General features: G+C 59.5%; 23 protein-coding genes and 1 other RNA gene. 6 read left to right on the top strand and 18 right to left on the bottom strand.

Annotation, left to right across the window (positions count from 1 at the left end):
• Window position 1: 1 nt before the first annotated feature.
• From mraY to rsmI, 9 genes are all read right to left on the bottom strand, one after another.
• Window positions 2-1,084 (bottom strand): phospho-N-acetylmuramoyl-pentapeptide-transferase, encoded by a 1,083-nt coding sequence (gene mraY, locus BW33_RS12225; RefSeq protein ID WP_025109289.1) that lies wholly within the window; start codon window positions 1,082-1,084, stop codon window positions 2-4.
• On the bottom strand, window positions 1,084-2,451 hold the full coding sequence (locus BW33_RS12220) for a UDP-N-acetylmuramoyl-tripeptide--D-alanyl-D-alanine ligase (protein ID WP_047599226.1): 1,368 nt from the start codon (window positions 2,449-2,451) through the stop codon (window positions 1,084-1,086). The genes mraY and BW33_RS12220 overlap by 1 nt, the downstream gene beginning before the upstream one ends.
• A complete protein-coding gene (locus BW33_RS12215) occupies window positions 2,444-3,907 on the bottom strand; it encodes a UDP-N-acetylmuramoyl-L-alanyl-D-glutamate--2,6-diaminopimelate ligase (protein ID WP_047599225.1) in 1,464 nt (487 codons plus the stop codon). The genes BW33_RS12220 and BW33_RS12215 overlap by 8 nt, the downstream gene beginning before the upstream one ends.
• Window positions 3,907-5,646 carry a peptidoglycan D,D-transpeptidase FtsI family protein gene (locus BW33_RS12210; protein ID WP_177325626.1) on the bottom strand — a complete coding sequence of 580 codons (1,740 nt, stop codon included), beginning with the start codon at window positions 5,644-5,646 and terminating at the stop codon, window positions 3,907-3,909. Before BW33_RS12210 ends, BW33_RS12215 begins: the two co-directional genes overlap by 1 nt.
• Window positions 5,646-5,939 (bottom strand): cell division protein FtsL, encoded by a 294-nt coding sequence (gene ftsL / locus BW33_RS12205; RefSeq protein ID WP_007961627.1) that lies wholly within the window; start codon window positions 5,937-5,939, stop codon window positions 5,646-5,648. The genes BW33_RS12210 and ftsL overlap by 1 nt, the downstream gene beginning before the upstream one ends.
• Window positions 5,936-6,883: a 16S rRNA (cytosine(1402)-N(4))-methyltransferase RsmH gene (rsmH, locus tag BW33_RS12200; RefSeq protein WP_007961626.1), complete on the bottom strand. Its 948-nt coding sequence runs from the start codon at window positions 6,881-6,883 to the stop codon at window positions 5,936-5,938. The genes ftsL and rsmH overlap by 4 nt, the downstream gene beginning before the upstream one ends.
• On the bottom strand, window positions 6,880-7,335 hold the full coding sequence (gene mraZ / locus BW33_RS12195; protein WP_003228026.1) for a division/cell wall cluster transcriptional repressor MraZ: 456 nt from the start codon (window positions 7,333-7,335) through the stop codon (window positions 6,880-6,882). The genes rsmH and mraZ overlap by 4 nt, the downstream gene beginning before the upstream one ends.
• 401 nt (window positions 7,336-7,736) lie before the next feature.
• An RNA gene (rnpB, locus tag BW33_RS28070) (RNase P RNA component class A) lies at window positions 7,737-8,090 on the bottom strand.
• A gap of 73 nt (window positions 8,091-8,163) precedes the next feature.
• Window positions 8,164-9,069: a 16S rRNA (cytidine(1402)-2'-O)-methyltransferase gene (rsmI, locus tag BW33_RS12190; protein WP_081794213.1), complete on the bottom strand. Its 906-nt coding sequence runs from the start codon at window positions 9,067-9,069 to the stop codon at window positions 8,164-8,166.
• Between the two features lie 177 nt (window positions 9,070-9,246).
• Here rsmI and BW33_RS12185 point away from each other — a divergent pair, with 177 nt between their 5' ends.
• From BW33_RS12185 to BW33_RS12170, 4 genes are all read left to right on the top strand, one after another.
• The gene (locus BW33_RS12185) at window positions 9,247-11,058 is read left to right on the top strand and encodes a penicillin-binding protein activator (RefSeq protein ID WP_047599224.1); all 1,812 of its coding nucleotides are present in this window, start codon (window positions 9,247-9,249) and stop codon (window positions 11,056-11,058) included.
• Window positions 11,058-11,420 (top strand): YraN family protein, encoded by a 363-nt coding sequence (locus tag BW33_RS12180; RefSeq protein WP_047599223.1) that lies wholly within the window; start codon window positions 11,058-11,060, stop codon window positions 11,418-11,420. Before BW33_RS12185 ends, BW33_RS12180 begins: the two co-directional genes overlap by 1 nt.
• A gap of 104 nt (window positions 11,421-11,524) precedes the next feature.
• On the top strand, window positions 11,525-12,118 hold the full coding sequence (locus BW33_RS12175) for a phosphoheptose isomerase (RefSeq protein ID WP_007961622.1): 594 nt from the start codon (window positions 11,525-11,527) through the stop codon (window positions 12,116-12,118).
• Complete coding sequence (locus BW33_RS12170) at window positions 12,115-12,693, top strand: BON domain-containing protein (RefSeq protein WP_007961621.1); 579 nt, start codon at window positions 12,115-12,117, stop codon at window positions 12,691-12,693. The genes BW33_RS12175 and BW33_RS12170 overlap by 4 nt, the downstream gene beginning before the upstream one ends.
• Before the next feature lie 143 nt (window positions 12,694-12,836).
• Here BW33_RS12170 and BW33_RS12165 read toward each other — a convergent pair whose 3' ends face one another.
• The 7 genes from BW33_RS12165 to rplM all read right to left on the bottom strand — a co-directional run bounded on the left by BW33_RS12165 (window position 12,837) and on the right by rplM (window position 17,722).
• The gene (locus BW33_RS12165; RefSeq protein ID WP_003228047.1) at window positions 12,837-13,250 is read right to left on the bottom strand and encodes a ClpXP protease specificity-enhancing factor; all 414 of its coding nucleotides are present in this window, start codon (window positions 13,248-13,250) and stop codon (window positions 12,837-12,839) included.
• A 16-nt stretch (window positions 13,251-13,266) separates the two neighbouring features.
• Window positions 13,267-13,884 carry a glutathione S-transferase N-terminal domain-containing protein gene (locus BW33_RS12160; RefSeq protein WP_007961620.1) on the bottom strand — a complete coding sequence of 206 codons (618 nt, stop codon included), beginning with the start codon at window positions 13,882-13,884 and terminating at the stop codon, window positions 13,267-13,269.
• A gap of 146 nt (window positions 13,885-14,030) precedes the next feature.
• The gene (locus tag BW33_RS12155; protein ID WP_047599222.1) at window positions 14,031-14,813 is read right to left on the bottom strand and encodes a cytochrome c1; all 783 of its coding nucleotides are present in this window, start codon (window positions 14,811-14,813) and stop codon (window positions 14,031-14,033) included.
• A complete protein-coding gene (locus tag BW33_RS12150; RefSeq protein ID WP_047599221.1) occupies window positions 14,813-16,024 on the bottom strand; it encodes a cytochrome b in 1,212 nt (403 codons plus the stop codon). The genes BW33_RS12155 and BW33_RS12150 overlap by 1 nt, the downstream gene beginning before the upstream one ends.
• Entirely contained in the window at window positions 16,024-16,617 is a 594-nt protein-coding gene (gene petA / locus BW33_RS12145; protein WP_003228055.1) for a ubiquinol-cytochrome c reductase iron-sulfur subunit, read from the bottom strand. Before petA ends, BW33_RS12150 begins: the two co-directional genes overlap by 1 nt.
• A 269-nt stretch (window positions 16,618-16,886) precedes the next feature.
• Window positions 16,887-17,279, bottom strand: a complete 393-nt coding sequence (rpsI, locus tag BW33_RS12140) for a 30S ribosomal protein S9 (protein ID WP_007961615.1) — start codon at window positions 17,277-17,279, stop codon at window positions 16,887-16,889.
• 14 nt (window positions 17,280-17,293) lie between these two features.
• Window positions 17,294-17,722 (bottom strand): 50S ribosomal protein L13, encoded by a 429-nt coding sequence (gene rplM, locus BW33_RS12135; RefSeq protein ID WP_003228062.1) that lies wholly within the window; start codon window positions 17,720-17,722, stop codon window positions 17,294-17,296.
• A gap of 244 nt (window positions 17,723-17,966) precedes the next feature.
• Here rplM and BW33_RS12130 point away from each other — a divergent pair, with 244 nt between their 5' ends.
• The gene (locus tag BW33_RS12130; RefSeq protein WP_047599220.1) at window positions 17,967-19,007 is read left to right on the top strand and encodes an NADP(H)-dependent aldo-keto reductase; all 1,041 of its coding nucleotides are present in this window, start codon (window positions 17,967-17,969) and stop codon (window positions 19,005-19,007) included.
• Window positions 19,008-19,111: 104 nt separating this feature from the next.
• Here BW33_RS12130 and BW33_RS12125 read toward each other — a convergent pair whose 3' ends face one another.
• A complete protein-coding gene (locus BW33_RS12125; RefSeq protein ID WP_003228064.1) occupies window positions 19,112-20,248 on the bottom strand; it encodes an acyl-CoA dehydrogenase family protein in 1,137 nt (378 codons plus the stop codon).
• 251 nt (window positions 20,249-20,499) lie between these two features.
• Between BW33_RS12125 and BW33_RS12120 the strand changes: the two genes are divergently transcribed.
• Window positions 20,500-21,396, top strand: a complete 897-nt coding sequence (locus BW33_RS12120) for a GlxA family transcriptional regulator (protein ID WP_171061848.1) — start codon at window positions 20,500-20,502, stop codon at window positions 21,394-21,396.
• Between the two features lie 138 nt (window positions 21,397-21,534).
• Here BW33_RS12120 and zapE read toward each other — a convergent pair whose 3' ends face one another.
• Window positions 21,535-22,629, bottom strand: a complete 1,095-nt coding sequence (gene zapE / locus BW33_RS12115) for a cell division protein ZapE (RefSeq protein WP_041074841.1) — start codon at window positions 22,627-22,629, stop codon at window positions 21,535-21,537.
• Window positions 22,630-22,654: the final 25 nt, after the last annotated feature.

Below are 22,654 nucleotides of genomic sequence, written 5' to 3'. Positions count from 1 at the left end.
TCTACCTCAGCTTCAGGGTGGCAAGGCCGATCAGCACGAGAATCACGGTGATGATCCAGAAACGGACGATCACGCGTGGCTCGGGCCAGCCCTTGAGTTCAAAGTGGTGGTGAATCGGAGCCATGCGGAATACACGGCGACCGGTCAGCTTGAAAGAGGCAACCTGGATAACCACCGACAGGGTTTCCATCACGAATACGCCGCCCATGATGAACAGGACGATTTCCTGACGCACGATCACTGCGATGGTGCCCAGTGCCGCGCCCAGTGCCAGAGCACCGACGTCGCCCATGAACACTTGCGCCGGGTAGGTGTTGAACCAGAGGAAGCCCAGGCCGGCTCCGATCAGTGCGCCGCAGAACACGATCAGTTCGCCCGCGCCCGGCACGTAAGGGATCAGCAGGTATTCGGCGAATTTCACGTTACCCGACAGGTAGCAGAAAATCCCCAGACCGCCGCCGACCATCACGGTTGGCATGATCGCCAGGCCGTCGAGGCCGTCAGTCAGGTTGACCGCGTTGCTCGAACCGACGATCACGAAGTAGGTCAGCACAATGAAACCGGCGCCCAGCGGAATGCTGTAGTCCTTGAGCATCGGCAGGATCAGCGTGGTTTCCACCGGCGTGGTGGCGGTCATATAAAGGAAGATCGCTGCGCCCAGGCCAAACACCGACTGCCAGAAATACTTCCAGCGGCTTGGCAGGCCGCGAGAGTTTTTCTCGATCACTTTGCGGTAATCGTCGACCCAGCCAATGGCGCCGAACAGCAGAGTCACCAGCAGCACGACCCACACGTAGCGGTTGCTCAGGTCAGCCCAAAGCAGGGTGCTGACACCGATGGAGGACAGAATCAGCGCGCCGCCCATGGTCGGCGTACCCGACTTGGACAGGTGCGATTGCGGGCCGTCATTGCGTACGGACTGGCCGATCTGACGGTTCTGCAGGGTGCGGATCATCCACGGGCCATAGCACAGCGACAAAACCAGCGCGGTCAGCACACCGAGGATCCCGCGCAGGGTCAGGTACTGGAAGACCGCGAAGCCTTTGTAGAACTGTTGCAGATACTCCGCTAGCAGCAGCAGCATTAATGTTTCTCCAGACTGGACCCGCACAGAGCCGCAACGATGTTTTCCATCGCTGCACTGCGCGAACCCTTGATCAAAATGGTGGTGTTTGTGTCCTGCTCGGCGTCGAGGGCCTTGATCAGTTCGGCTTGCGTGCCGAAGTGATGCGCCTCTTTACCGAATGCGTTCACGGCGTGAACCATGTTCGGCCCGACCGCGTAAAGCGCGGAAACCTTGCCCCGGGCGTATTCGCCCACGTCGCGGTGCCCCTGCTCCGCCCAGTCGCCCAACTCGCCGATATCTCCGAGCACCAGGACGGTGCGGCCGGAAAAGCCGGCGAGTATATCAACGGCAGCGCACATGGAGGTGGGGTTTGCGTTGTAAGTGTCATCGATCACGCGCATGCCGTTTTTCGCCAGTTGCGCGACGGTGCGACCCTTGACCGGTTGTACCGCACCAAGCCCCGTGGCAATGCCGAACAGCGACACGCCCAGGGCGTGAGCGGCTGCGGCGGCAGCCATGGCATTGGCGACGTTATGGGTGCCGAGCAGATTCAGCTGAACGTGCTCCACACCTTCAGGTGTATGCAGGTTGAAGGCCGGGCAACCCCGGGCATCGGTGCTCAGGTCGCTGGCGTAGAAGTCTGCCTGCGGATTGTTCAGGGAGAAGGTCAGCACCTTGCGTGCGCCGGCGCGGAGCTTCCAGATACCAAAGGCCTTGTCATCGAGATTGAGCACAGCGACGCCATCCGCCGCCAGACCGTCGATGATCTCGCCTTTGGCTTCGACGATTTTTTCCGGCCCGCCGAACTCGCCAACGTGGGCGGTGCCAGCGTTGTTGAGGATCGCCACGTGTGGCTTGGTCAGGCCGACGGTGTAGGCGATTTCACCCAGACGCGAAGCGCCCAGTTCGATCACGGCAGCGGTGTGTTCCGGCGCCAGTTCGAGCAGGGTCAGCGGTGCGCCGAGGTCATTGTTCAGATTGCCGCGAGTCGCCAGCACTGGACCGCGGGTACGCAGGATGCTCGCGAGCATTTCCTTGACCGTGGTCTTGCCGCTGGAGCCGGTGATGGCCGCGACTGGCTGGGTGAACGCGGCACGGTTCAGGGCACCCAACTGGCCGAGGGCCTGGCGGGTGTCCTTGACCAGCAACTGCGGCAAGGTGCTGTCGGGCACTTCGCGCTCGACCAGTGCCGCCACCGCGCCTTTGCCGGCGACATCGTTCAGATAGTCGTGACCATCGAAGCGCGGGCCAGTCAGGGCAATAAACAGTTGGCCAGCAGTGATCGCGCGGCTGTCGATGCTGACACCATCGAAACTGGCATCGCTGCTGATCAGACGTGCGTCGAGCACGTTGGTCAGCTCGCTCAATGTCAGGGCCTTAAGCATGGGCCACCTCCCACGCGGTGAGGGCATGATCGGCCTCGACCAGATCGGAGAAAGCGTGCCGCTCGCCGTTGATTTCCTGATAGTCCTCGTGACCTTTACCGGCCAGTACGATCACGTCATCCGCCGAAGCACCGGCGATCAGCTGGGCGATCGCCTGACCGCGGCCGGCGACGAAGATCACTTTATCCACAGCGGTGAAACCGGCGCGGATGTCGTCGAAAATCTGCGCCGGGTCTTCCGTGCGCGGGTTGTCATCGGTGACCAGTACGCGATCAGCCAGACGCTCGACCACTTCGGCCATCAGCGGACGCTTGCCGCGATCACGATCACCGCCGCAGCCGAACAGGCACAGCAACTGGCCTTTGACGTGTGGGCGCAGTGCGCTCAGAACCTTTTCCAGGGCATCCGGGGTATGGGCGTAATCGACCACCACCAGCGGTTGAGTGCCGCCACCCAGACGCTGCATGCGTCCGGCCGGGCCTTCGAGTTTCGGCAGCACCTTGAGAATTTCGTCGAGCGCGTAATCCAGACCGAGCAAGGCGCCGACCGCCGCCAGGACGTTGCTCAGGTTGAAACGGCCGAGCAGCGTGCTGCGCAGATGATGTTCGCCCTGCGGCGTGACCAGCGTGGCGCGTACGCCGTGGTCATCGAACTGCGCTTCACGGCAGAACAGGTAGGCGCTGCTGTCGAGCAGGCTGTAAGTGATCAGGCGCGAATCGCGTTTTTCGGCAGCCAGTTGCCGGCCGAAATCGTCGTCGAGGTTGACCACGCGGCACTTCAGGTCATTCCAGGCGAACAGTTTGGCCTTGGCCTCGGCGTATGCCTGCATGGTGCCGTGATAATCCAGGTGATCGCGGGACAGGTTGGTCATCACCGCGACGTCGAACGCCAATGCAGTGACCCGGCCCTGATCCAGACCGTGAGACGAAACTTCCATGGCCACGGCTTTGGCCCCGGCCTTTTTCAGGTCGCCAAGGGTCGCTTGCACGGCGATCGGATTCGGCGTGGTGTGCAGGCCGCTTTCCAGCGCGCCATAGAAGCCGGAACCCAGCGTACCGACGATGCCGCAATGCTGACCGAGCAGATCGAGTGCCTGCGCAACCAGTTGGGTCACGCTGGTTTTGCCGTTGGTGCCGGTGACGCCGATCAGGTTCAAGTGATGGCTCGGCTCGCCGTAGAAACGCCCGGCGATGTCCGACAACTGCGCCGCCAGGCCTTTGACCGGAATCAACGGCACTTCAGTGATCGGCAGCACGGTGGCGCCGTCCACTTCATAGGCAACCGCCGCCGCGCCGCGCTGCAAGGCATCGGCGATGTGCGCACGGCCATCGAACTTGCCGCCCGGCACGGCGAGGAACAGGTCACCCGCGCGTACGTTGCGGCTGTCCAGCGCCAATTCACGGATCAACAGATCGTGGCCGGCGTGGGGAAATATCTTGTTCAGACTCAGAGACATCAGCCGCGCCCTCCATTGGCTTTCAGCGGAACGACCGGGGTAGCGTTGGCCTGTTGGGTGGTCGGCAGGTTGTCCGGGGTCACGTTCATCAGACGCAGGGTGCCGGACATCACACGGCTGAACACCGGCGCCGACACCAGACCACCGAAGTAACCGGCCTTGGACGGTTCATCGATCACCACCACGATGGCGTAACGCGGATCGCTCATCGGCCCGAAACCGGCGAACAGCGAGCGGTAGGAGTTTTCGGCGTAGCCCTTGGTGCCCACCGAAGTCTTACGTGCAGTACCCGACTTGCCGGCCACGTGATACGCCGGCACCTGCGCACGGAACACGCCGCGCGGTGCTTCGATCACTTGCTGCAGCATGCCTTGCATGGTTTTCGCGACCGCTTCCGGCAGCACCTGAGTGGTCTGTGGCGGCTTGTCGGTTTTGATCAGGGTCAGCGGCGCCAGACGCCCGTTGTTGGCCAGCGCCGAGAACGCATGCACCAACTGGATCGCGGTCACGGAAATACCGTAGCCGTACGACAGCGTCGCGGTTTCGGCCTTGCGCCATTCACGGTAGTTCGGCAGGTTGCCGACGCGCTCACCCGGGAAGCCGAGGCCGGTGTCCTGGCCGAGGCCGACTTTCTGTGCGAGGCGGAAAATGGTTTCACCGCCAATATCGAACGCGACCTTACTCATGCCGACGTTACTGGAATTGATCAGGATGCCGGTCAGGTCGAGTACCGGACCTTCGGTCTTCGACACGTCCTTGATGGTGTACTTGCCGATCTGCAGGGAGCCCGGGTACACCTCGACAGTGTCGCTCGGTTTCCAGCGGCCGGTTTCGATCGCGGCACTCATCGAGATCGCTTTCATGGTCGAACCCGGTTCGAACACGTCGATCATCGCGCGGTTACGCATCATCGCCGGCTGCAGGTTGCGACGGTTGTTCGGGTTGTAGGTCGGCTGGTTGACCATGGCGAGAATCTCGCCGGTCTTCACGTCCATGATCACCAGGCTGCCGGCCTTGGCGCCGTTCTCGATGATCGCGTTGCGCAGTTCGCGGTTGGCCAGGTATTGCAGACGCAGGTCAATCGACAACGCCAAGGGCTTGCCGGCCTTGGCGTTCTTGGTGACCTGAACATCCTTGATCAGCCGACCGCGCCGATCCTTGATGACCTGCCGTTTGCCCGGCACCCCGGCCAGCCACTCGTCGTAGGCCAGCTCGACGCCTTCGCGCCCGTGATCGTCAATGTCGGTAAAGCCGACCATGTGCGCGGTGACTTCACCGGCCGGGTAGAAACGGCGGAACTCTTCGATGCCGTAAACGCCCGGCACTTTCAGATCGAGCACAGCCTGGCCCTGCTCGGGGGTCAGCCCGCGCACCAGATAAATGAACTCTTTGTTGGCCTGGGCTTCGAGGCGTTCAGTCAGGGCTTTCGGATCCTGACCCAGCGCGGCGGCCAGTGCTGGCCACTTCTCTTTGGCGGTTTGCATTTCCTTGGCGTTGGCCCACAGCGTGGTCACTGGGGTACTCACGGCCAAAGGCTCGCCGTTACGGTCGGTGATCAGACCACGGTGAGCAGGAATCGGAATATGACGCAGACTGCGCGCATCGCCCTGACCTTTCAGGAAGTCACGGTCAACCACTTGCAGGTCGATGATGCGCCAGCAGATCGCCGCGACCATTACACCAAGCAGTGCCACCATCAAGCGGAAGCGCCACGGGAAGAGTGCCCCTTCGAGTTTCATCATGGCGCCACCATCTTCACGTCAGCCGCGCCGGGGATGTGCATCTTCAGTTGTTCGGTGGCCAGCACTTCGATACGGCTGTGCGCAGTCCAGGTGCTTTGCTCGAGAATCAGGCGTCCCCACTCGGCCTGCGCCTTGTCGCGTACGCTGAGTTCGTTATAAAGATTGTTGAGCAACTGCCGGTTCCAGTGCGCGCTGTAAGACACGCCGATGGCCGACACGAGCACGCCGATAAACAGCAGCAGCATGATAAAGCTGCCGCCCGGCAGGGGCTTGGCGAAAAGCTTGCTCACCGCAACTTCTCCGCGACACGCATGACAGCGCTACGGGAACGTGGGTTGGCTTTGAGTTCGGCGTCGGAGGCCGTCTGCGCTTTGCCGTGAATTTTGATTTTCGGTTCGAACGCCACGTGGCGCACGGGCAGGTTGCGCGGCAGGTTGTCGGCTTCGCCTTTCACCAGCTTGCGCATGAACAGTTTGACGATGCGGTCTTCCAGCGAGTGGAAGCTGATGACCACCAGACGGCCACCGATTTCCAGAGCATCCAGTGCGGCTTCGAGGCCGGCTTCCAGATCACCCAGTTCGTTGTTGACGTGAATGCGCAAACCCTGGAATGCACGGGTCGCCGGGTTCTTGCCCTTCTCCCACGCCGGGTTGGCGACTTTCAAGACTTCGGCAAGATCAGCGGTGCGCTCGAACGGCTTGATGTCGCGGCGCTCGGCCACGGCACGGGCCATGCGCCCGGAGAAACGTTCTTCGCCGTATTCCTTGAACACCCGGGCGATTTCTTCTACCGGCGCGGTGTTGACGAACTCGGCGGCGCTGATGCCACGGGACGGATCCATGCGCATGTCCAGCGGGCCGTCATTGAGGAAACTGAAGCCGCGCTCGGCGTCATCCAGTTGCGGCGACGAAACGCCGAGGTCGAGCAGGATACCGCTGACCTTGCCGCTCAGACCTTGCTCGGCAACCACCGACCCCAGCTCGGCAAAGCTGCGCTGCACAACGACAAAGCGGCCGTCTTCGGCCGCTAGCGTTTGCCCGGTGGCAATCGCTTGTGGATCTTTGTCGAACCCGATGAGCCGACCGTCCGTCCCGAGCTGGCTGAGGATCAGCCGACTGTGCCCGCCGCGCCCGAACGTACCGTCCAGATAGCAGCCATCAGGACGTACGGCGAGAGCCTCGACGGCTTCGTCAAGCAGTACGGTGATGTGGTTAAAGCCGCTATCAATAGTCACAGGATCAAATCACGCAGTTCGTCAGGCATGGCGCCCGGTTGTTGAATAGCAGCAAGGTCAGCGGCAGACACCGCGTTCCATGCATCCTCGTCCCACAATTGGAACTTGTTCAGTTGGCCCACCAGCATCGCTTTCTTATCAAGCTTTGCGTATTCGCGCAGACGCGGTGGAACCAGAAAACGACCACTGCCGTCGAGTTCGAGGTCGACGGCATTACCAATCAATAAACGCTGCAGGCGACGGTTCTCTTCGCGAAGCGAAGGGAGCGCACGCAACTTGGTTTCAATGATTTCCCACTCGTCGAGCGGGTAGACACACAGGCACGGATCAACGGCATCAATGGTCACGATCAACTGGCCGGAACTACGCGAAACGAGCTCGTCACGGTACCGGCTCGGCATGGCGAGACGGCCCTTTGCATCGAGACTGATAGCGTTAGCTCCGCGAAACACGTCAGCGTTTCTCCAATTTTTATCGTTTTGAGCTCAAAAAACCCACTTCATGCCACTTTCCGCCACTTGCGCACACTATAGGAATGCGCCCACCACACCGTCAAGGCGCGGATCAAAGGAAAACCCTTACAGAACGGAGATTTAGGAGCTTAAAAGGAGGGGTAACGACAATTTGGCGGATACTTTTGACCAATAACTTGATGCAGCACGGAAAGCTGCGCTCGGAAGTTAAAGTAATTTGTTAAGAGTAAGATTTTTTCGGTATTACAAAAGCGCTTCTGCTGTTGATTGAAGCAAGGTGGGAAATGGCTATTACTGCATTTGCCGCTGCCGGACTTTAGCGCAGGACTGCCGATAATAACCAGCCCTGATGCCATTGATTCAAGCAGGGAAAGAAAAAGGTGGAGAGTCGATCTGTAAGCCGGGTTCTGTCTTGAACAGTCATTCGTCTACGATGGCCATCACTGGACATCTTTAGCAACCTACCCGGTCCCAGCGCGGGCCACGCCTTGGGACCCTATTTGGTCTTGCTCCAAGTGGGGTTTACCTAGCCACGAACTGTTGCCAGACGTGCGGTGCGCTCTTACCGCACCTTTTCACCCTTACCGGCGCCGAAGCGCTTAGGCGGTTATTTTCTGTGGCACTTTCCGTAGGCTCACGCCTCCCAGGCATTACCTGGCACTTCGCCCTATGGAGCCCGGACTTTCCTCCCCCCCCTAATTTTCATAGAGGGCAGCGACTGTCCGATCGACTCTCCGCCGCGCAGGTTAACGGCAGAGCGCCCGAAGAACAAGCGCTAATAGCCGTGAAACCCGTCTGCGCGACGGGTTACTCGCCCTTCTGCTGATCGAGTGCGACCTGGTACAGGACGTTTTTGCGCTCGCCGGTGATTTGCGCAGCCAGGGCGGCAGCGCGCTTGAGCGGCATCTCTTCGAGCAGCAGATTGAGCACGCGCATCGCCTCGCTGCTGACCGCATCTTCGGACTCCGGTGCAGACCAGCCCGCCACCAGCACCACGCACTCGCCGCGCTGCTGATTGCTGTCGGACTCGACAAATGCGCGCAACTCAGCCAGCGGCAAGCCTTTGAGCGTCTCGAAGGTTTTGGTGATTTCCCGGGCCAGCAACGCCTGACGCTCGCCACCGAACACCGCTTCCATGTCCTGCAAGCATTCGAGAATACGGTGCGGGGCCTCGTAGAAAATCAGCGTGCGCGGCTCTTCCTTTACCGCTTCCAGTCGCGCCTTGCGCCCTACCGACTTGGCCGGCAGGAAGCCTTCGAAGATGAACCGGTCGGAGGGCAGACCCGCCGCCGACAGCGCAGCGATCAATGCACAGGCACCCGGCACCGGCACCACATTGATCCCCGCCGCCCGCGCCTGACGCACCAAGTGATAACCCGGATCGGAAATCAGTGGTGTCCCGGCATCGGAAATCAGCGCGACGTTATCGCCCGCCAGCAAACGAGTAATAAAGCGGCTACCTTCATCACGTTCGTTGTGTTCGTGGCAGGCGGCCAACGGCGTGGAAATGCCGAAGTGCTGCATCAACCGCGCCGAGTGCCGCGTGTCTTCAGCGGCGATCAGCGCCACTTCGCGGAGGATTTTCAGGGCCCGGGCGCTGATGTCGTCCAGGTTGCCGATGGGCGTCGCCACCACATAAAGCGAGCCAGCAGCGGAATTCAAAGGACCTGGAGCAGTCAAAGCGCACACCTCGTGTTCGGTAAAAGCCGGCATTGTAACGCGTCACGAGGCTTGCGAACCGTATGAGCCGAGCGCGGTTTTGCACGCAGTTGTGCGCCGCCGCAACATTTACTCCAGCTAAATTGATTGATTCACGCCAGTAACATCGCGCCCCGGCCAGTGCTTGGGTACAATTCCACGCTAATTTGATCGAGTATCAGGAACACTTACATGATCGCTTGCCTGCGGCTGTTCACTGCCCTCTGCCTCGCTGCCTTGCTGGCGGCTTGCGCCAGCTCCCCCTCCTCCAGCCTTGGCGAACTTCCACGGACTCCGGATGCCAGCATCGAGCAACTGCTCGAACAGGCTACCCAGGCCAAGACGCCGGAAAAAGCCGCCCTGTTGCGCCTGAGCGCGGCAGACCTGGCTTATCGCCAGGGCAACGCCGGCCAGTCTGCGCAGATCCTGCAACAAGTGCCGATGGAGCAGTTGAAGCCAGGCCAGCAGATCTTCGCCAGCACCCTGTCCGCTGAACTGGCGATGACCCGCAATCAGCCGAAAGCTGCGCTGACCGCCCTGAGCCATCCAAGCCTGCAGCACCTGAGCGAAATGCCGGAAGATCAGCAAGTCCGCACCGGCACCGTGCATGCCCGCGCACTGGAAGCCGACGGCCAGACCCTGGCTGCCGCTCGCGAGCGGATCTTCATCGCACCGATGCTCAAAGGCGAAGTCGCGAGCAAGAACCACGAAGCGATCTGGACCCTGATCGCTTCGCTGCCGACCGATCAACTGCAACCCAACACCACCGACGATCTCGGCGGCTGGATGTCCCTGGCCCTGGCCGTGAAAACCGCCGGCACCCTGGAACAGCAGCAAGCGGCGATCGATGCCTGGCGCGCGCAGAATCCAAAACACCCGGCAGCGATCAACCTGCCGCTGCCCCTGACCAAGCTCAAGGAACTGGCCAGCCAGCCCCTGAGCAAGATTGCCCTGCTGCTGCCGCAAGACGGCCCACTGGCCTCGGTCGGCAAGGCCCTGCGTGAAGGTTTCATGGCGGCGCACTATCAAGCGCAACAGGCCGGCCAGAAGCCGCCCGCCATCGAGTTCTACGACAGCTCCAAGCTGACCTCGATGGACGAGTTCTACCGCAAGGCCCAGGCTGATGGCGTGCAACTGGTCGTCGGCCCGCTGGAAAAACCGCTGGTCAAACAACTGAGCACCCGCCCGCAACTGCCAATCACCACCCTCGCGCTGAACTACAGCGAAGGCGATCAAGGTCCGGCGCAACTGTTCCAGTTCGGTCTGGCGGCTGAAGACGAAGCTCGCGAAGTTTCGCGTCGTGCCCGCGCCGACGGCCTGCATCGCGCGGCGATCATGGTGCCGAAAGGCGAATGGGGCGACCGCGTACTGCGTGCGTTCAGCCAGGACTGGCAGGCCAATGGCGGTAGCATCGTCGCCACCGAACGTGTCGATCAGCCGGTGCAACTGGCCCAGCAGATCGCCGACATGTTCCAACTGCGTCAAAGCGAAGCCCGCGCCAAGAGTCTGCAAAATGCTGCTGGCACCAACGTCGCCGCACAGCCTTCGCGTCGTCAGGACATCGAGTTCATCTTCCTCGCGGCCACCCCGCAACAGGCGCAGCAGATCAAGCCGACCCTGAACTTCCAGTACGCGGGTGACGTTCCGGTGTACGCAACTTCCCACGTCTACAGCGCCAGCGGCGATGTGAACCAGTACAACGACATGAACGGCGTGCGCTTCTGCGAAACCCCATGGTTGCTGGAAGCCAATGACCCGCTGCGCCAGCAAGTCACCGCGCAATGGCCACAAGCGGCCGGCAGCCTTGGTCGTCTGTACGCCATGGGCGTCGACGCCTACCGCCTGGCACCGCGCCTGGGTCAGTTGAAGGCGCTGCCGGACAGCCGCATCGAAGGTCAGTCGGGTAGCCTGGGCATGACCCAGACCCAACGCGTCGTACGTCAGCTGCCATGGGCGCAGTTCGTCAACGGTCAGGTTCAACGCCTGCCGGACACCCCACGCTGATGCCCGACGGCTCGCACCTGCAAAGCGGCAAGGATGCCGAGCGCCGGGCGCTCGAGCATCTGCAACACCAGGGTCTGCGCCTGCTGGCGCAGAACTGGTCATGCAAACGGGGCGAGCTTGATCTGGTCATGCTTGATGGCGATACAGTAGTATTCGTCGAAGTCCGCTACAGAAAAAACACTCAATGGGGTGGCGCACTCGCTAGCATCGATGAGCGCAAACGGCAGAAACTGATTTTCGCCGCGCAGTATTTTCTTCAGCGTGAGTCACGCTGGGCCGATTCCCCTTGCCGCTTCGACGTGGTGGCCATCGACAGGCACCCGGATCAATTGAACTGGTTGCAGAATGCGTTCGATGGTTGATTCTCTGCACACCACCCCGGACACTTTCACCGACAATTTTTGCTCTTTGCTTTGCGGGCTGCACATTCACGTGCCGAACAGCCGCGCTACTTAAGGTCACACAGATGGACATGCAATCCCGAATTCGCCAGCTTTTCCAGGCCAGTATCGACACCAAGCAACAGGCGATGGACGTACTTGCACCGCACATCGAGCAAGCCAGCCAGATCATGGTCAACGCCCTGCTCAACGAAGGCAAAATGCTTTCGTGCGGCAACGGCGGCTCTGCCGGCGACGCCCAGCATTTTTCCTCGGAGCTGCTCAACCGCTTCGAACGCGAACGCCCGAGCTTGCCGGCCATCGCCCTGACCACCGATAGCTCGACGATCACCTCGATCGCCAACGACTACAGCTACAACGAAGTGTTCTCCAAGCAGATCCGCGCACTGGGTCAGCCAGGCGACGTATTGCTGGCGATTTCGACCAGCGGTAACTCGGCAAACATTATTCAGGCGATCCAGGCCGCACATGATCGCGAAATGATTGTCGTAGCATTGACTGGCCGCGATGGCGGCGGCATGGCTTCGCTGCTGCTGCCTGAAGATGTCGAGATTCGCGTACCGGCCCATGTCACTGCACGTATTCAGGAAGTCCATCTGCTGGCGATCCATTGCCTCTGCGATCTGATCGACAGCCAACTGTTCGGGAGTGAAGAATGACCCCTAATCGCCTTGGCCTTCTGGCCTTGACCCTGTGCCTCGGCATCAGCGGCTGCACCTCGGTGGTGAATGCCAGCCGTGAGGCGCCGATTGAAGACGACCGCGGCACCCGAACCTTCGGCAGCAAAATCGACGACTCGCTGATCGAGACCAAAGTCGGCGTCAACGTGGCCAAGGCCGACCCCGGCCTGGACAAGGACTCGCATATCGTCGTCACCAGCTTCAACGGCGTGGTGCTGCTCGCCGGCCAGACGCCGCGCGAAGACCTCAAGGCCAAGGCTGAACAGGCCGCCGCCAACGTCCAGCGCGTGAAGAAGGTGCACAACGAGCTGCAAGTGATTGCGCCATCGAGCTTCCTCGCCCGCCAGAACGACGCCTGGCTGACCACCAAGATCAAGACCCAGATGCTGACCGATGCCAGCATTCCCGGCTCTCGCATCAAGGTCGTGACCGAGAACGGCATCGTCTATCTGCTGGGCTTGCTGACCAAACAGGAAGCCCAACAGGCGACCAATCTGGTGCAGAGCGTTTCCGGCGTACAGAAAATCGTGAAGTTGTTCGAATACATCGACTGACGTACACAGTGTAGGAGCTGCCGCAGGCTGCGATCTTTTGATCGTGATCTTAAAAACAAGATCAAAAGATCGTCCGAACGCGGCCCGAGCCTTCGGCAGCTCCCGCGCAATAAAAAAGGCGACCCTCTCGGGTCGCCTTTTTATTACTTCACCACTTTCAGGCTTGGCCGGCCGCTTGGGCGCGGCGGCTCGCTGTCCGGCGGCGGCAAGTCGTCATCGGGTTCGATATCGTCTTCGTCATCCATCGGCGACTCGAGATCGAACACCATGCCCTGCCCGTTCTCTCGGGCATAGATACCCAGGATCGCACTGATCGGCACATACAGGCTGTGCGGAACGCCACCGAAGCGACCCTCGAAGGTCACCACATCGTTGTCCATGTGCAGATGCCGCACGGCGCTGGGCGAAATGTTCAGGACAATCTGCCCGTCACTGGCGAAACCCTGCGGCACTTGCACCGCCGGGTATTCGGAATTGACCAGCATGTGCGGGGTGCAATCGTTATCCACAATCCACTCGTAGAGCGCGCGGACCAGATAAGGTCGACTGGAGTTCATAGCGGCTCCTTAAGCCTTAGCGCATATCGCGTTCGACGCCAGACAGACTCGCCTGGAAAGCCTCACGCGCAAACTGGCGCTCCATATAATCAAGCAGCGGCTTGGCCGGCCGCGGCAGTTCAATACCCAGAATCGGCAAACGCCAGAGTATTGGCAATAGGCAGCAATCCACCAGACTTTGTTCCTCACTGAGGAAAAACGGCTTGTCGGCAAACAGCGGCGACACGCCCGTCAGGCTTTCACGCAATTCCTTACGCGCCACGACACGCGCGGCCTCCTTGGACTTGGGATCAAGAATCAGATCCACCAGACCACACCAGTCACGCTGAATACGATGAATCAGCAGACGGCTGTTGGCACGCGCCACCGGATAAACCGGCATCAGTGGCGGATGCGGGTAACGCTCATCCAGATATTCCATCACCACGGTCGACTCCCACAACGCCAGGTCGCGATCGACCAGTGTCGGGAGACTGCCGTAAGGGTTCACCTCAATCAGTTTAGGCGGCTGGCGACCAGCTTCCACGTAAATGATTTCGGCGCTGACACCCTTCTCTGCAAGCACGATGCGCACTCGGTGGGAATAGTGGTCGGCGGGGTCGGAGTAACAGGCCAACCGATTGGTCACGCCCATGGCGATCCTCCTCGCTTGTTGAAATTATCGGAACCGGAAAAACGCGCGCGCCCAGAAGGCACCTCCCGCAATGTCTGGCGAACCAGACATTGCGTTATCGGAGGAACCCTTGGGCGCGCGCGATTAACAGCAATGCTTGAAGCGTATCAGTGCACGTCTTTCCAGTATTCACGCTTGAGCAGGTAGGCGAACACAAAGAAGAACGCCAGGTACAGCAAGACGTAAGTACCGATGCGCTGATGTTGCAGCTTAACCGGGTTAGCCGAGTAAGCCAGGAAGGTTACCAGATTCTTGACCTTCTCATCGAACTGCTCTTCGTTCAGAGCACCGGATTTCGGCACGATGGTCAACTGATCGCACGCTTCATGTGTCAGCGGCGTACCGGTCAGAGGATCGTATTGCTTCTTGCCGTCCTCGACGATCTGCACCTGCTTGCAGCCAACTACCTGGCGCCCCTGCAGGCCGACCAGCACGTTAGGCATGCCGACGTTCGGGAAGACCTTGTTGTTCACGCCCCAAGGGCGCGCCGGATCTTCGTAAAACGAGCGCAAGTAACCGTAGAGCCAGTCGGTGCCACGTACGCGAGCCACCAGGGTCAGGTCCGGCGGAGCAGCACCGAACCAGGTCTTGGCGTCGGCCGGCTGCATGCCAATGTTCATGTGGTCGCCGATCTTGGCGCCGGTGAACACCAGCTTCTCGAGCATCATGTCGTGGGGAATGCCGAGGTCATCGGCTACCCGCTCGTAACGCTGGAACTTGGCACTGTGGCAACCCATGCAATAGTTGGCGAAGGTACGCGCACCATCTTGCAGAGCAGCCTTGTCGGACACGTCGATATCGACTTTTTCCAGCTCCGGACCACCGTGTTCGGCGGCAAAAGACAGCACAGGCAGCGCAGCAAAAATCAGAGCAAAAAATAACTTTTTCATCAGCCAGTCACCCTTTCCGGAACCGGTTTGGTCTTCTCGAGCCTGGTGTAGAACGGCATCAGAATGAAGTAGGCGAAGTACAGGAAGGTGCAGATCTGCGACACCAGCGTGCGCTCCGGCGTCGGAGCCAGTACGCCCAGAATGCCGAGGATCACGAAGGAAATGCAGAACACCAGCAGCCAGATCTTGCTCATCCAGCCCTTGTAGCGCATCGATTTGACCGGGCTGCGATCCAGCCACGGCAAGACAAAGAGCAAGGCAATCGAGGCGCCCATGGCGATAACGCCCATGAGTTTGTCCGGGATCGCACGCAAGATCGCGTAGAACGGCGTGAAGTACCAGACCGGGGCAATGTGCTCAGGCGTCTTGAACGGGTTGGCTTGTTCAAAGTTAGGCTTTTCGAGGAAGTAGCCGCCCATTTCCGGGAAGAAGAACACGATAAAGCAGAAGATGAACAGGAACACCACCACGCCGACGATGTCTTTCACGGTGTAGTACGGATGGAAAGCAATGCCGTCCAGCGGGATGCCGTTTTCGTCTTTGTGCTTCTTGATGTCGACGCCATCAGGGTTGTTCGAACCGACTTCGTGCAGCGCCAGAATGTGCAGCACCACCAGACCGAGAATCACGATCGGCAGCGCCACGACGTGCAGGGCGAAGAAGCGGTTCAGGGTGATTCCGGAGATCAGGTAGTCACCACGAATCCACTGGGTCAGGTCGTTACCGATTACCGGAATCGCACCGAACAGCGAGATGATCACCTGGGCACCCCAGTAGGACATCTGGCCCCACGGCAGCAGATAACCCATGAAGGCCTCGGCCATCAGCGCCAGGTAGATCAGCATGCCGAACACCCAGACGAGTTCGCGTGGTTTCTGATACGAACCGTAGAGCAGGCCACGGAACATGTGCAGATAGACCACGATGAAGAACGCCGAAGCGCCTGTCGAGTGCAGCAGACGCAGGATCGAGCCGTACTCGACGTCGCGCATGATGTATTCGACGGAAGCGAACGCCTCTTCTGCCGACGGCGTGTAGCTCATCGTCAGCCAGACACCGGTGACGATCTGGTTGACCAGCACCAGCAACGCCAGGGAGCCGAAGAAATAGAAGAAGTTGAAGTTTTTTGGCGCGTAATACTTGCTGAGATGGTCTTCCCACATTTTGGTCGCGGGGAAGCGCGCATCAACCCAATCCATGAATTTGCTCATCACGCTTTCTCCGTATCGACGCCAATGACAATCAGGTCATCGGTCTCATAGGAATGCGGGGGAACTGGCAGGTTCAAAGGCGCAGGTTGCGACTTGTAGACGCGGCCAGCCAGATCGTAGTGGGAGCCGTGGCAAGGGCAGAAATAGCCACCGACCCAATCTTTACCCAGATCCGCAGGCGCCACTTCGGGACGGAAGGTTGGTGAGCAACCCAAGTGAGTGCAGATCCCGATCAGCAGCAGAATTTCCGGCTTGATCGAACGCACTTCAGGATCGACATAGGTAGGTTGCGTGGAGTTTTTGGAAGTCGGATCGGAGAGCTGGCCCTCGATCTTCTTGAGATTCCCCAGGATTTCCGCAGTACGGCGGACAATGAACACCGGCTGGCCGCGCCACTCGGCAATCATCTGCTGTCCTGGCTCGATCTTGCTGACATTCACTTTCACCGGTGCACCGGCGGCTTTCGCCTTGGCACTGGGAAACCATGACCCCACGAACGGGACCGCAGCCCCCACCGCTCCTGCAGCACCCACCACGGATGTGGCTGCTACCAAGAAGCGACGCCGGCCTGCATTCACGCCGTCATTGCTCATTCAGTCCTCTCCCATCAGCTTTGTGGCCTGTTAAATCAGGCATCTACTAAATAAATCAATGTTACTTATAAAAATTTTGCCGAGATGGTAATGAAAAGCCCCAATTCTGACAAGGGAATTACCCGGAGCTCCCACCCTCAAGCCTTGTAGTATAGGGGGTCTACGAATGTGGCAAGTTGTCACAGCGCAATTCTTTAATAAATCGCAGGCATAAAAAAACGCCCGGTTCCGTGAGGAATCGGGCGTTCTTTTTTGAACGTGGAAACGAATTAACGCTTCGAGTACTGCGGACGCTTACGCGCTTTACGCAGACCAACTTTCTTACGTTCAACTTCACGGGCGTCGCGAGTAACGAAGCCAGCTTTGCGCAGAGCGCTACGCAGGGTTTCGTCGTAGTCCATCAGAGCGCGAGTGATGCCGTGGCGGATTGCGCCAGCCTGACCACTTACACCACCACCGATGACAGTGACGTAGATGTCGAACTTCTCGACAGTCTCGGTCAGTTCCAGCGGCTGACGAACTACCATGCGGGCAGTTTCGCGGCCGAAGAACGAGTCCAGGGAGCGGTTGTTGATGGAGATGTTACCAGTACCCGGACGCAGGAAAACGCGTGCGGTTGCGGTCTTGCGACGGCCAGTGCCGTAATTTTGAGTCGCCGACATAATGAACTATTCCGTTAAATCTTCAGTTCTTGGGGCTGCTGAGCAGTATGAGGGTGTGCAGCGCCCGCATAGACTTTCAGCTTACGGTACATGTCACGACCCAGCGGGTTCTTAGGCAGCATGCCTTTAACCGCGGTCTCGATCACGCGCTCAGGGGCTTTGGCGATCAGCTTTTCAAAGTTGATCGACTTGATGCCGCCCGGGAAACCGGAGTGGGAGTAGTACATTTTGTCAGTGGTTTTAGCGCCGGTTACACGGATCTGCTCGGCGTTGATTACGACGATGTAGTCGCCGGTGTCAACGTGAGGAGTGTACTCAGGCTTGTGCTTGCCACGCAGACGGCTCGCGATTTCGGTGGCCAGACGACCCAGGGTCTGACCAGCAGCGTCGACGACAAACCAGTCGCGCTTTACTGTTTCCGGTTTAGCAGTAAAAGTTTTCATTCTTTATAGCCTCAGGGGCCGCCTGTAAATAAGACGGCGGATCTTACTGAATAGTGCGTACTTTGACAAGTCAAAGGCAGCCGGATACAGACGCTTTCGGGGGCTCGGGTCGGCGCGTCCGTTCAACGGCAAGATTCTTCGGCGGCGGCGCATCACTTCCACTGCAGAAAGAGGTCGGCAATTATGCAGATTGCGAAAAATTTTTCAACCTGCTTTTATGATTGTTTTGCCCAAGGAGTACCCGATGGACTATCGCCAGCTAGGCCGTACCGACCTGAACGTGAGTGCAATCTGCCTCGGCACCATGACTTGGGGTGAGCAAAACACTGAAGCTGAAGCCTTCGCCCAGATCGAGCGGGCCAAGGAAGCCGGGATCAATTTCATCGACACCGCCGAGATGTACCCGGTGCCGCCGAAAGCCGAAACCTACGCCACCACCGAACGCTACATCGGCAATTATTTCAAGCGTCGCGGCGATCGCGCCGACTGGATCCTCGCCAGCAAGATCGCCGGCCCCGGCAACACCATCGATTACATCCGCGACAAGAACCTGCGCCACAATCGCCAGCACATCACCGCCGCGGTGGATGCCAGCCTCGAACGCCTGCAGACGGATTACATCGACCTGTATCAATTGCACTGGCCGGAGCGCAGCACCAACTTTTTCGGACAGCTGGGCTACAAGCACAAGATCGAAGCCAACCTGACGCCGCTCGAAGACACCCTCGAAGCCCTCGACGAACAAGTGAAGGCCGGCAAGATTCGCCACATCGGCCTGTCCAACGAAACCCCGTGGGGCACCATGCGTTTCCTTGCCCTGGCCGAAGCCCGTGGCTGGCCGCGTGCGGTGTCGATCCAGAACCCGTACAACCTGCTCAACCGCAGCTTTGAAATCGGCCTGGCGGAAATCGCCATCCGCGAACAGTGCGGCCTGCTCGCCTACTCGCCGCTGGCGTTCGGTTTCCTGTCCGGCAAGTACGAAGGTGGCGCTCGTCCACCGAAAGGTCGCCTGAGCCTCTACAGCCGCTTCAGCCGCTATTTCAACGCGCAATCGGAAGCAGCCTGCAGCCGATATGTGGCCCTGGCCCGTGAACACGGTCTGGATCCGGCGCAAATGGCCCTGGCGTTCGTCACCCAGCAACCGTTCGTCACCAGTAACATCATTGGTGCGACGACACTTGAGCAACTGGACAGCAACATTGCCAGTTTTGATCTGAAACTTTCCGATGAAGTGCTGGCGGGAATCGAGGCGATTCACAAGGATCATCCGAATCCGGCGCCTTGATCGACCGCTAAAAGCTTCGCGAGCAGGCTCGCTCCCACAGGTACAGCGTGATCCTTGTGGGAGCGAGCCTGCTCGCGAAGGGGCCCATCAATTCACTGCAAAACTCACAGCGACCGCGCAATGATCTCCTTCATGATCTCATTGGTGCCGGCATAGATTCGCTGCACGCGCGCATCCGCCCACGCCCGTGCCACCGGATATTCCCACATGAAGCCGTAGCCGCCATGCAACTGCACGCACTCGTCGAGCACCTTGCATTGCAGGTCGGTGCCCCAGTACTTGGCCATCGCTGCTGTCGGAACGTCGAGCTTGCCTTGCAGATGCAGTTCCAGGCACTTGTCGACAAATACTCGGCCGATCTGAATCTCCGTAGCCATCTCCGCCAGTTTGAAGCGGGTGTTCTGGAAGTCTGCGATCGCCTTGCCGAACGCCTTGCGATCACGGGTGTAATCCAGCGTCCATTTCAGCGCAGCTTCGGCCGAGGCCAGGCCACCGATGGCTACCGTCAGACGTTCCTGCGGCAATTCCTGCATAAGATAGGCAAACCCTGCCCCGGCCTGACCCAACAGGTTTTCTTTCGGTACACGCACGTCCTGGAAGAACAGTTCCGACGTGTCCTGGGCCTTCATTCCGACCTTCTCCAGGCGTTTGCCCTTCTCGAAGCCCGGCGTATTCGCCTCGACCACAAACAGGCTGGTGCCCTTGGCGCCGGCCTTAGGATCAGTCTTGGCGACGACGATCACCAAATCAGCGAGGAAGCCGTTGGTGATGAAAGTCTTGGAGCCGTTGATCACATACTCGTCGCCGTCCAGCACTGCGGTGGTCTTGACCCCTTGCAGGTCGGAGCCCGCACCCGGTTCAGTCATGGCAATCGCACTGACCATCTCGCCCGAGACCAGTTTCGGCAGATACTTGTGCTTCAGCGCTTCGCTGCCGTAATGCAGGATGTACGGCGCGACGATGTCCGAATGCAGCGAAAAGCCGATACCGGTCAGACCCAAGCGACCGACCTCTTCGATCACCACAGCGCTGTACAGGAAGTCCGCGCCCAGGCCGCCGTATTCTTCCGGCAAGTGCGAGCAAAGCATCCCCGCCTCCCCCGCCTTGTTCCACAATTTACGGTCGATGTGGCCTTGTTTCTCCCATTGCGCATGGAACGGCACGGCTTCTTTTTCGAGGAAGGTTCGTACGCTGTCGCGGAACAATTCGTGCTCGGAGCTGAACAAGGTTCTGGGGATCATGCGGCACCTTTCATTCTTGTTGGGAGGAATATGGCCTTCAGAGACTAAGCCTCACCTCCTACACAGGACACTGGACACATCCGACAAAAAATAAGACGATCCAGCCGTCTGGTGACCACTTTCCCTTATAAAAACAAAACAAAAGTTGAATTATGTCCAAGCAAGTCTCCACGCCCTTGCGGCGCGTCAGCATCCTGGCAATCGACCGGGTTTTCGCATCCACTCTCATGCAGGCCAAGGATTTCTTCCATCTGGCCAGCCTGCGTTACGGCAAACAACTGGGCCACGGCCTGACACCGGCGTTCGAAACCCGCCTGGTCAGCCCCGACGGCAAACCGGTGAACAGCTTCAGTGACGTGATGATGCCGGTGGACGGCGGCCTGGAAAACGCCGACGTCATCATCCTCCCGGCGTTCTGGGACGACTTCGAAACGCTTTGCGGTCGTTATCCACAGATCCTGCCGTGGCTGCGCGAGCAACATGCTCGCGGCGCCGTCCTCTGCGGCGAAGCCACCGGGGTGTTCTGGCTGGCCGAGGCCGGACTGCTCAATGGCAAGGAAGCGACCACCTACTGGCGCTTCTTCAATGCCTTCGCCGAGCGCTTCCCCAAGGTGTACCTCAATCAGGACAAGCACCTGACCGACGCCGACAATCTGTATTGCGCCGGCGGCACCACTTCGGCCTGCGACCTCTATATTTATCTGATCGAACGCTTCTGCGGCGCCAACGTGGCGCAGGCCGTGGCCCGCGACATTCTGTATGAAGTACAGCGCAGTTATTCGCCGGGTCGCATCGGTTTCGGCGGACAGAAGCTGCACCAGGACGTGATCATCCTGCAGATCCAGCACTGGCTCGAAGAGCATTTCGCCGACAAGTTCCGCTTCGAAGACGTGGCCCGCGAGCACGGCATGAGCATCCGCAACTTCATGCGCCGCTTCCAGACCGCCACTGGCGACAAGCCGCTGCACTACCTGCAACGGCTGCGCATAGAGACCGCCAAGGGCTTGCTGTCCGGCAGCCGCAAGAGCATCAAGACCATCAGTTATGAGGTGGGCTACGACGATGCGAGTTTCTTTGCGCGGCTGTTCCGCCAGCACACCGAGCTGTCGCCGAATCAGTATCGGCAGCAATTTCAGCAGGCCGCCTGACAGCCAAAGATCGCGGCCTGCGGCAGCTCCTGCAGAATGGGATGCACCTGTAGGAGCTGGCGAAGCCTGCGATCTTTTGATTCTTCAGCGCATAAAAAAGGCCTGCAATTGCAGGCCTTTTTTGTATGCCGAATCTGTTTAAGGCTTGTGCGCCCGCGACAGGAATTCGTGCGATTGCATCTCCAGCAGACGGCTGAGCGTACGTTGGAATTCGAACGTCAGGCGCCCGCCGGTGTACAGGTCTTTCAACTCGACTTCGGCAGAAATGATCAGCTTGACGTTACGGTCGTAGAACTCGTCGACCATGTTGATGAAACGCCGGGCGATGTCGTCGGTGGTGACGCTCATCTGCTCGACGCCGCTGAGCAGCACGGCGTGGAAGATCTTGCCCAGCTCGATGTAGTCGTTCTGGCTGCGCGGGCCGTCGCACAGTTCACGGAAGTCGAACCAGGCCACGTCGTCGCAGGTGCGCAGGGCACGGATTTCGCGGTTCTCGATGATCAGCACATCATTTTCCACCGCCGCCGTGCATTCCGGTGTCAGGGCCTTGAAGCTCTTGCGCAGGCTTTCGTGCGCGGCTTCGTCCAGCGGATAGTGGAACAGCTCCGCTTGTTCGAGGTGGCGCAGTCGATAGTCGACGCCGCTGTCGACGTTGACGATTTCGGTGTTCTGCTTGATCAGCGCGATAGCCGGCAGGAAACGCGCGCGCTGCAGGCCGTCCTTGTACAGGCCGTCCGGAACGATGTTCGAGGTCGCGACCAGGGTCACGCCGTTCTTGAACAGCTCTTCCATCAGCGTGCCGAGGATCATCGCGTCGGTGATGTCCGAGACGAAGAATTCATCGAAGCAGATCACTCGCGACTCGGTCGCAAAACGCTTGGCGATGATGGTCAGCGGGTTTTTCTCGCCGCCGAGGGTTTTCATCTCTTCGTGCACACGTTTCATGAAACGGTGGAAGTGGGTGCGGGTCTTTTCCTTGAACGGCAGCGCTTCGAAGAAGGTGTCGACCAGGTAAGTCTTGCCGCGACCCACGCCGCCCCAGAAGTACAGGCCCTTGACCGGCGTCTGATCCTTCTTGCCAAACAGCTTGCCCAGCAAACCCGGCTTGTTCTGCTCGGCCGCGATCAGATCGTCGTACAGGCGCTGCAGATGGCGCACGGCAGTTTCCTGCGCGGCGTCATGGAAGAAGTCCGGGCGTTTCAGATCAGCTTGATATCGTTCTAGGGGCGTCATAATTCGTTAGCAAGGCAACAAAAAC

This window comes from Pseudomonas sp. RIT288, assembly GCF_000631985.1.
Taxonomy (GTDB): Bacteria; Pseudomonadota; Gammaproteobacteria; order Pseudomonadales; family Pseudomonadaceae; genus Aquipseudomonas.
Note: the sequence above shows the minus strand (reverse complement) of the source record. Positions and strands in the feature narration are given on the sequence as shown.

Excerpts from the sequence above, each read along its gene's own strand:
- rpsI (WP_007961615.1), bottom strand. The coding sequence starts at position 17,279 with ATGTCGGCGACTCAAAATTACGGCACTGGCCGTCGCAAGACCGCAACC.
- petA (WP_003228055.1), bottom strand. The coding sequence starts at position 16,617 with ATGAGCAATGACGGCGTGAATGCAGGCCGGCGTCGCTTCTTGGTAGCA.
- BW33_RS12150 (WP_047599221.1), bottom strand. The coding sequence starts at position 16,024 with ATGAGCAAATTCATGGATTGGGTTGATGCGCGCTTCCCCGCGACCAAA.
- BW33_RS12160 (WP_007961620.1), bottom strand. The coding sequence starts at position 13,884 with ATGGGCGTGACCAATCGGTTGGCCTGTTACTCCGACCCCGCCGACCAC.
- BW33_RS12180 (WP_047599223.1), top strand. The coding sequence starts at position 11,058 with ATGCCCGACGGCTCGCACCTGCAAAGCGGCAAGGATGCCGAGCGCCGG.
- BW33_RS12175 (WP_007961622.1), top strand. The coding sequence starts at position 11,525 with ATGGACATGCAATCCCGAATTCGCCAGCTTTTCCAGGCCAGTATCGAC.
- mraY (WP_025109289.1), bottom strand. The coding sequence starts at position 1,084 with ATGCTGCTGCTGCTAGCGGAGTATCTGCAACAGTTCTACAAAGGCTTC.
- BW33_RS12165 (WP_003228047.1), bottom strand. The coding sequence starts at position 13,250 with ATGAACTCCAGTCGACCTTATCTGGTCCGCGCGCTCTACGAGTGGATT.
- BW33_RS12215 (WP_047599225.1), bottom strand. The coding sequence starts at position 3,907 with ATGTCTCTGAGTCTGAACAAGATATTTCCCCACGCCGGCCACGATCTG.
- BW33_RS12170 (WP_007961621.1), top strand. The coding sequence starts at position 12,115 with ATGACCCCTAATCGCCTTGGCCTTCTGGCCTTGACCCTGTGCCTCGGC.
- BW33_RS12210 (WP_177325626.1), bottom strand. The coding sequence starts at position 5,646 with ATGAAACTCGAAGGGGCACTCTTCCCGTGGCGCTTCCGCTTGATGGTG.
- BW33_RS12155 (WP_047599222.1), bottom strand. The coding sequence starts at position 14,813 with ATGAAAAAGTTATTTTTTGCTCTGATTTTTGCTGCGCTGCCTGTGCTG.
- BW33_RS12130 (WP_047599220.1), top strand. The coding sequence starts at position 17,967 with ATGGACTATCGCCAGCTAGGCCGTACCGACCTGAACGTGAGTGCAATC.
- BW33_RS12220 (WP_047599226.1), bottom strand. The coding sequence starts at position 2,451 with ATGCTTAAGGCCCTGACATTGAGCGAGCTGACCAACGTGCTCGACGCA.
- BW33_RS12185 (WP_047599224.1), top strand. The coding sequence starts at position 9,247 with ATGATCGCTTGCCTGCGGCTGTTCACTGCCCTCTGCCTCGCTGCCTTG.
- BW33_RS12125 (WP_003228064.1), bottom strand. The coding sequence starts at position 20,248 with ATGATCCCCAGAACCTTGTTCAGCTCCGAGCACGAATTGTTCCGCGAC.
- rsmI (WP_081794213.1), bottom strand. The coding sequence starts at position 9,069 with ATGCCGGCTTTTACCGAACACGAGGTGTGCGCTTTGACTGCTCCAGGT.
- rplM (WP_003228062.1), bottom strand. The coding sequence starts at position 17,722 with ATGAAAACTTTTACTGCTAAACCGGAAACAGTAAAGCGCGACTGGTTT.
- zapE (WP_041074841.1), bottom strand. The coding sequence starts at position 22,629 with ATGACGCCCCTAGAACGATATCAAGCTGATCTGAAACGCCCGGACTTC.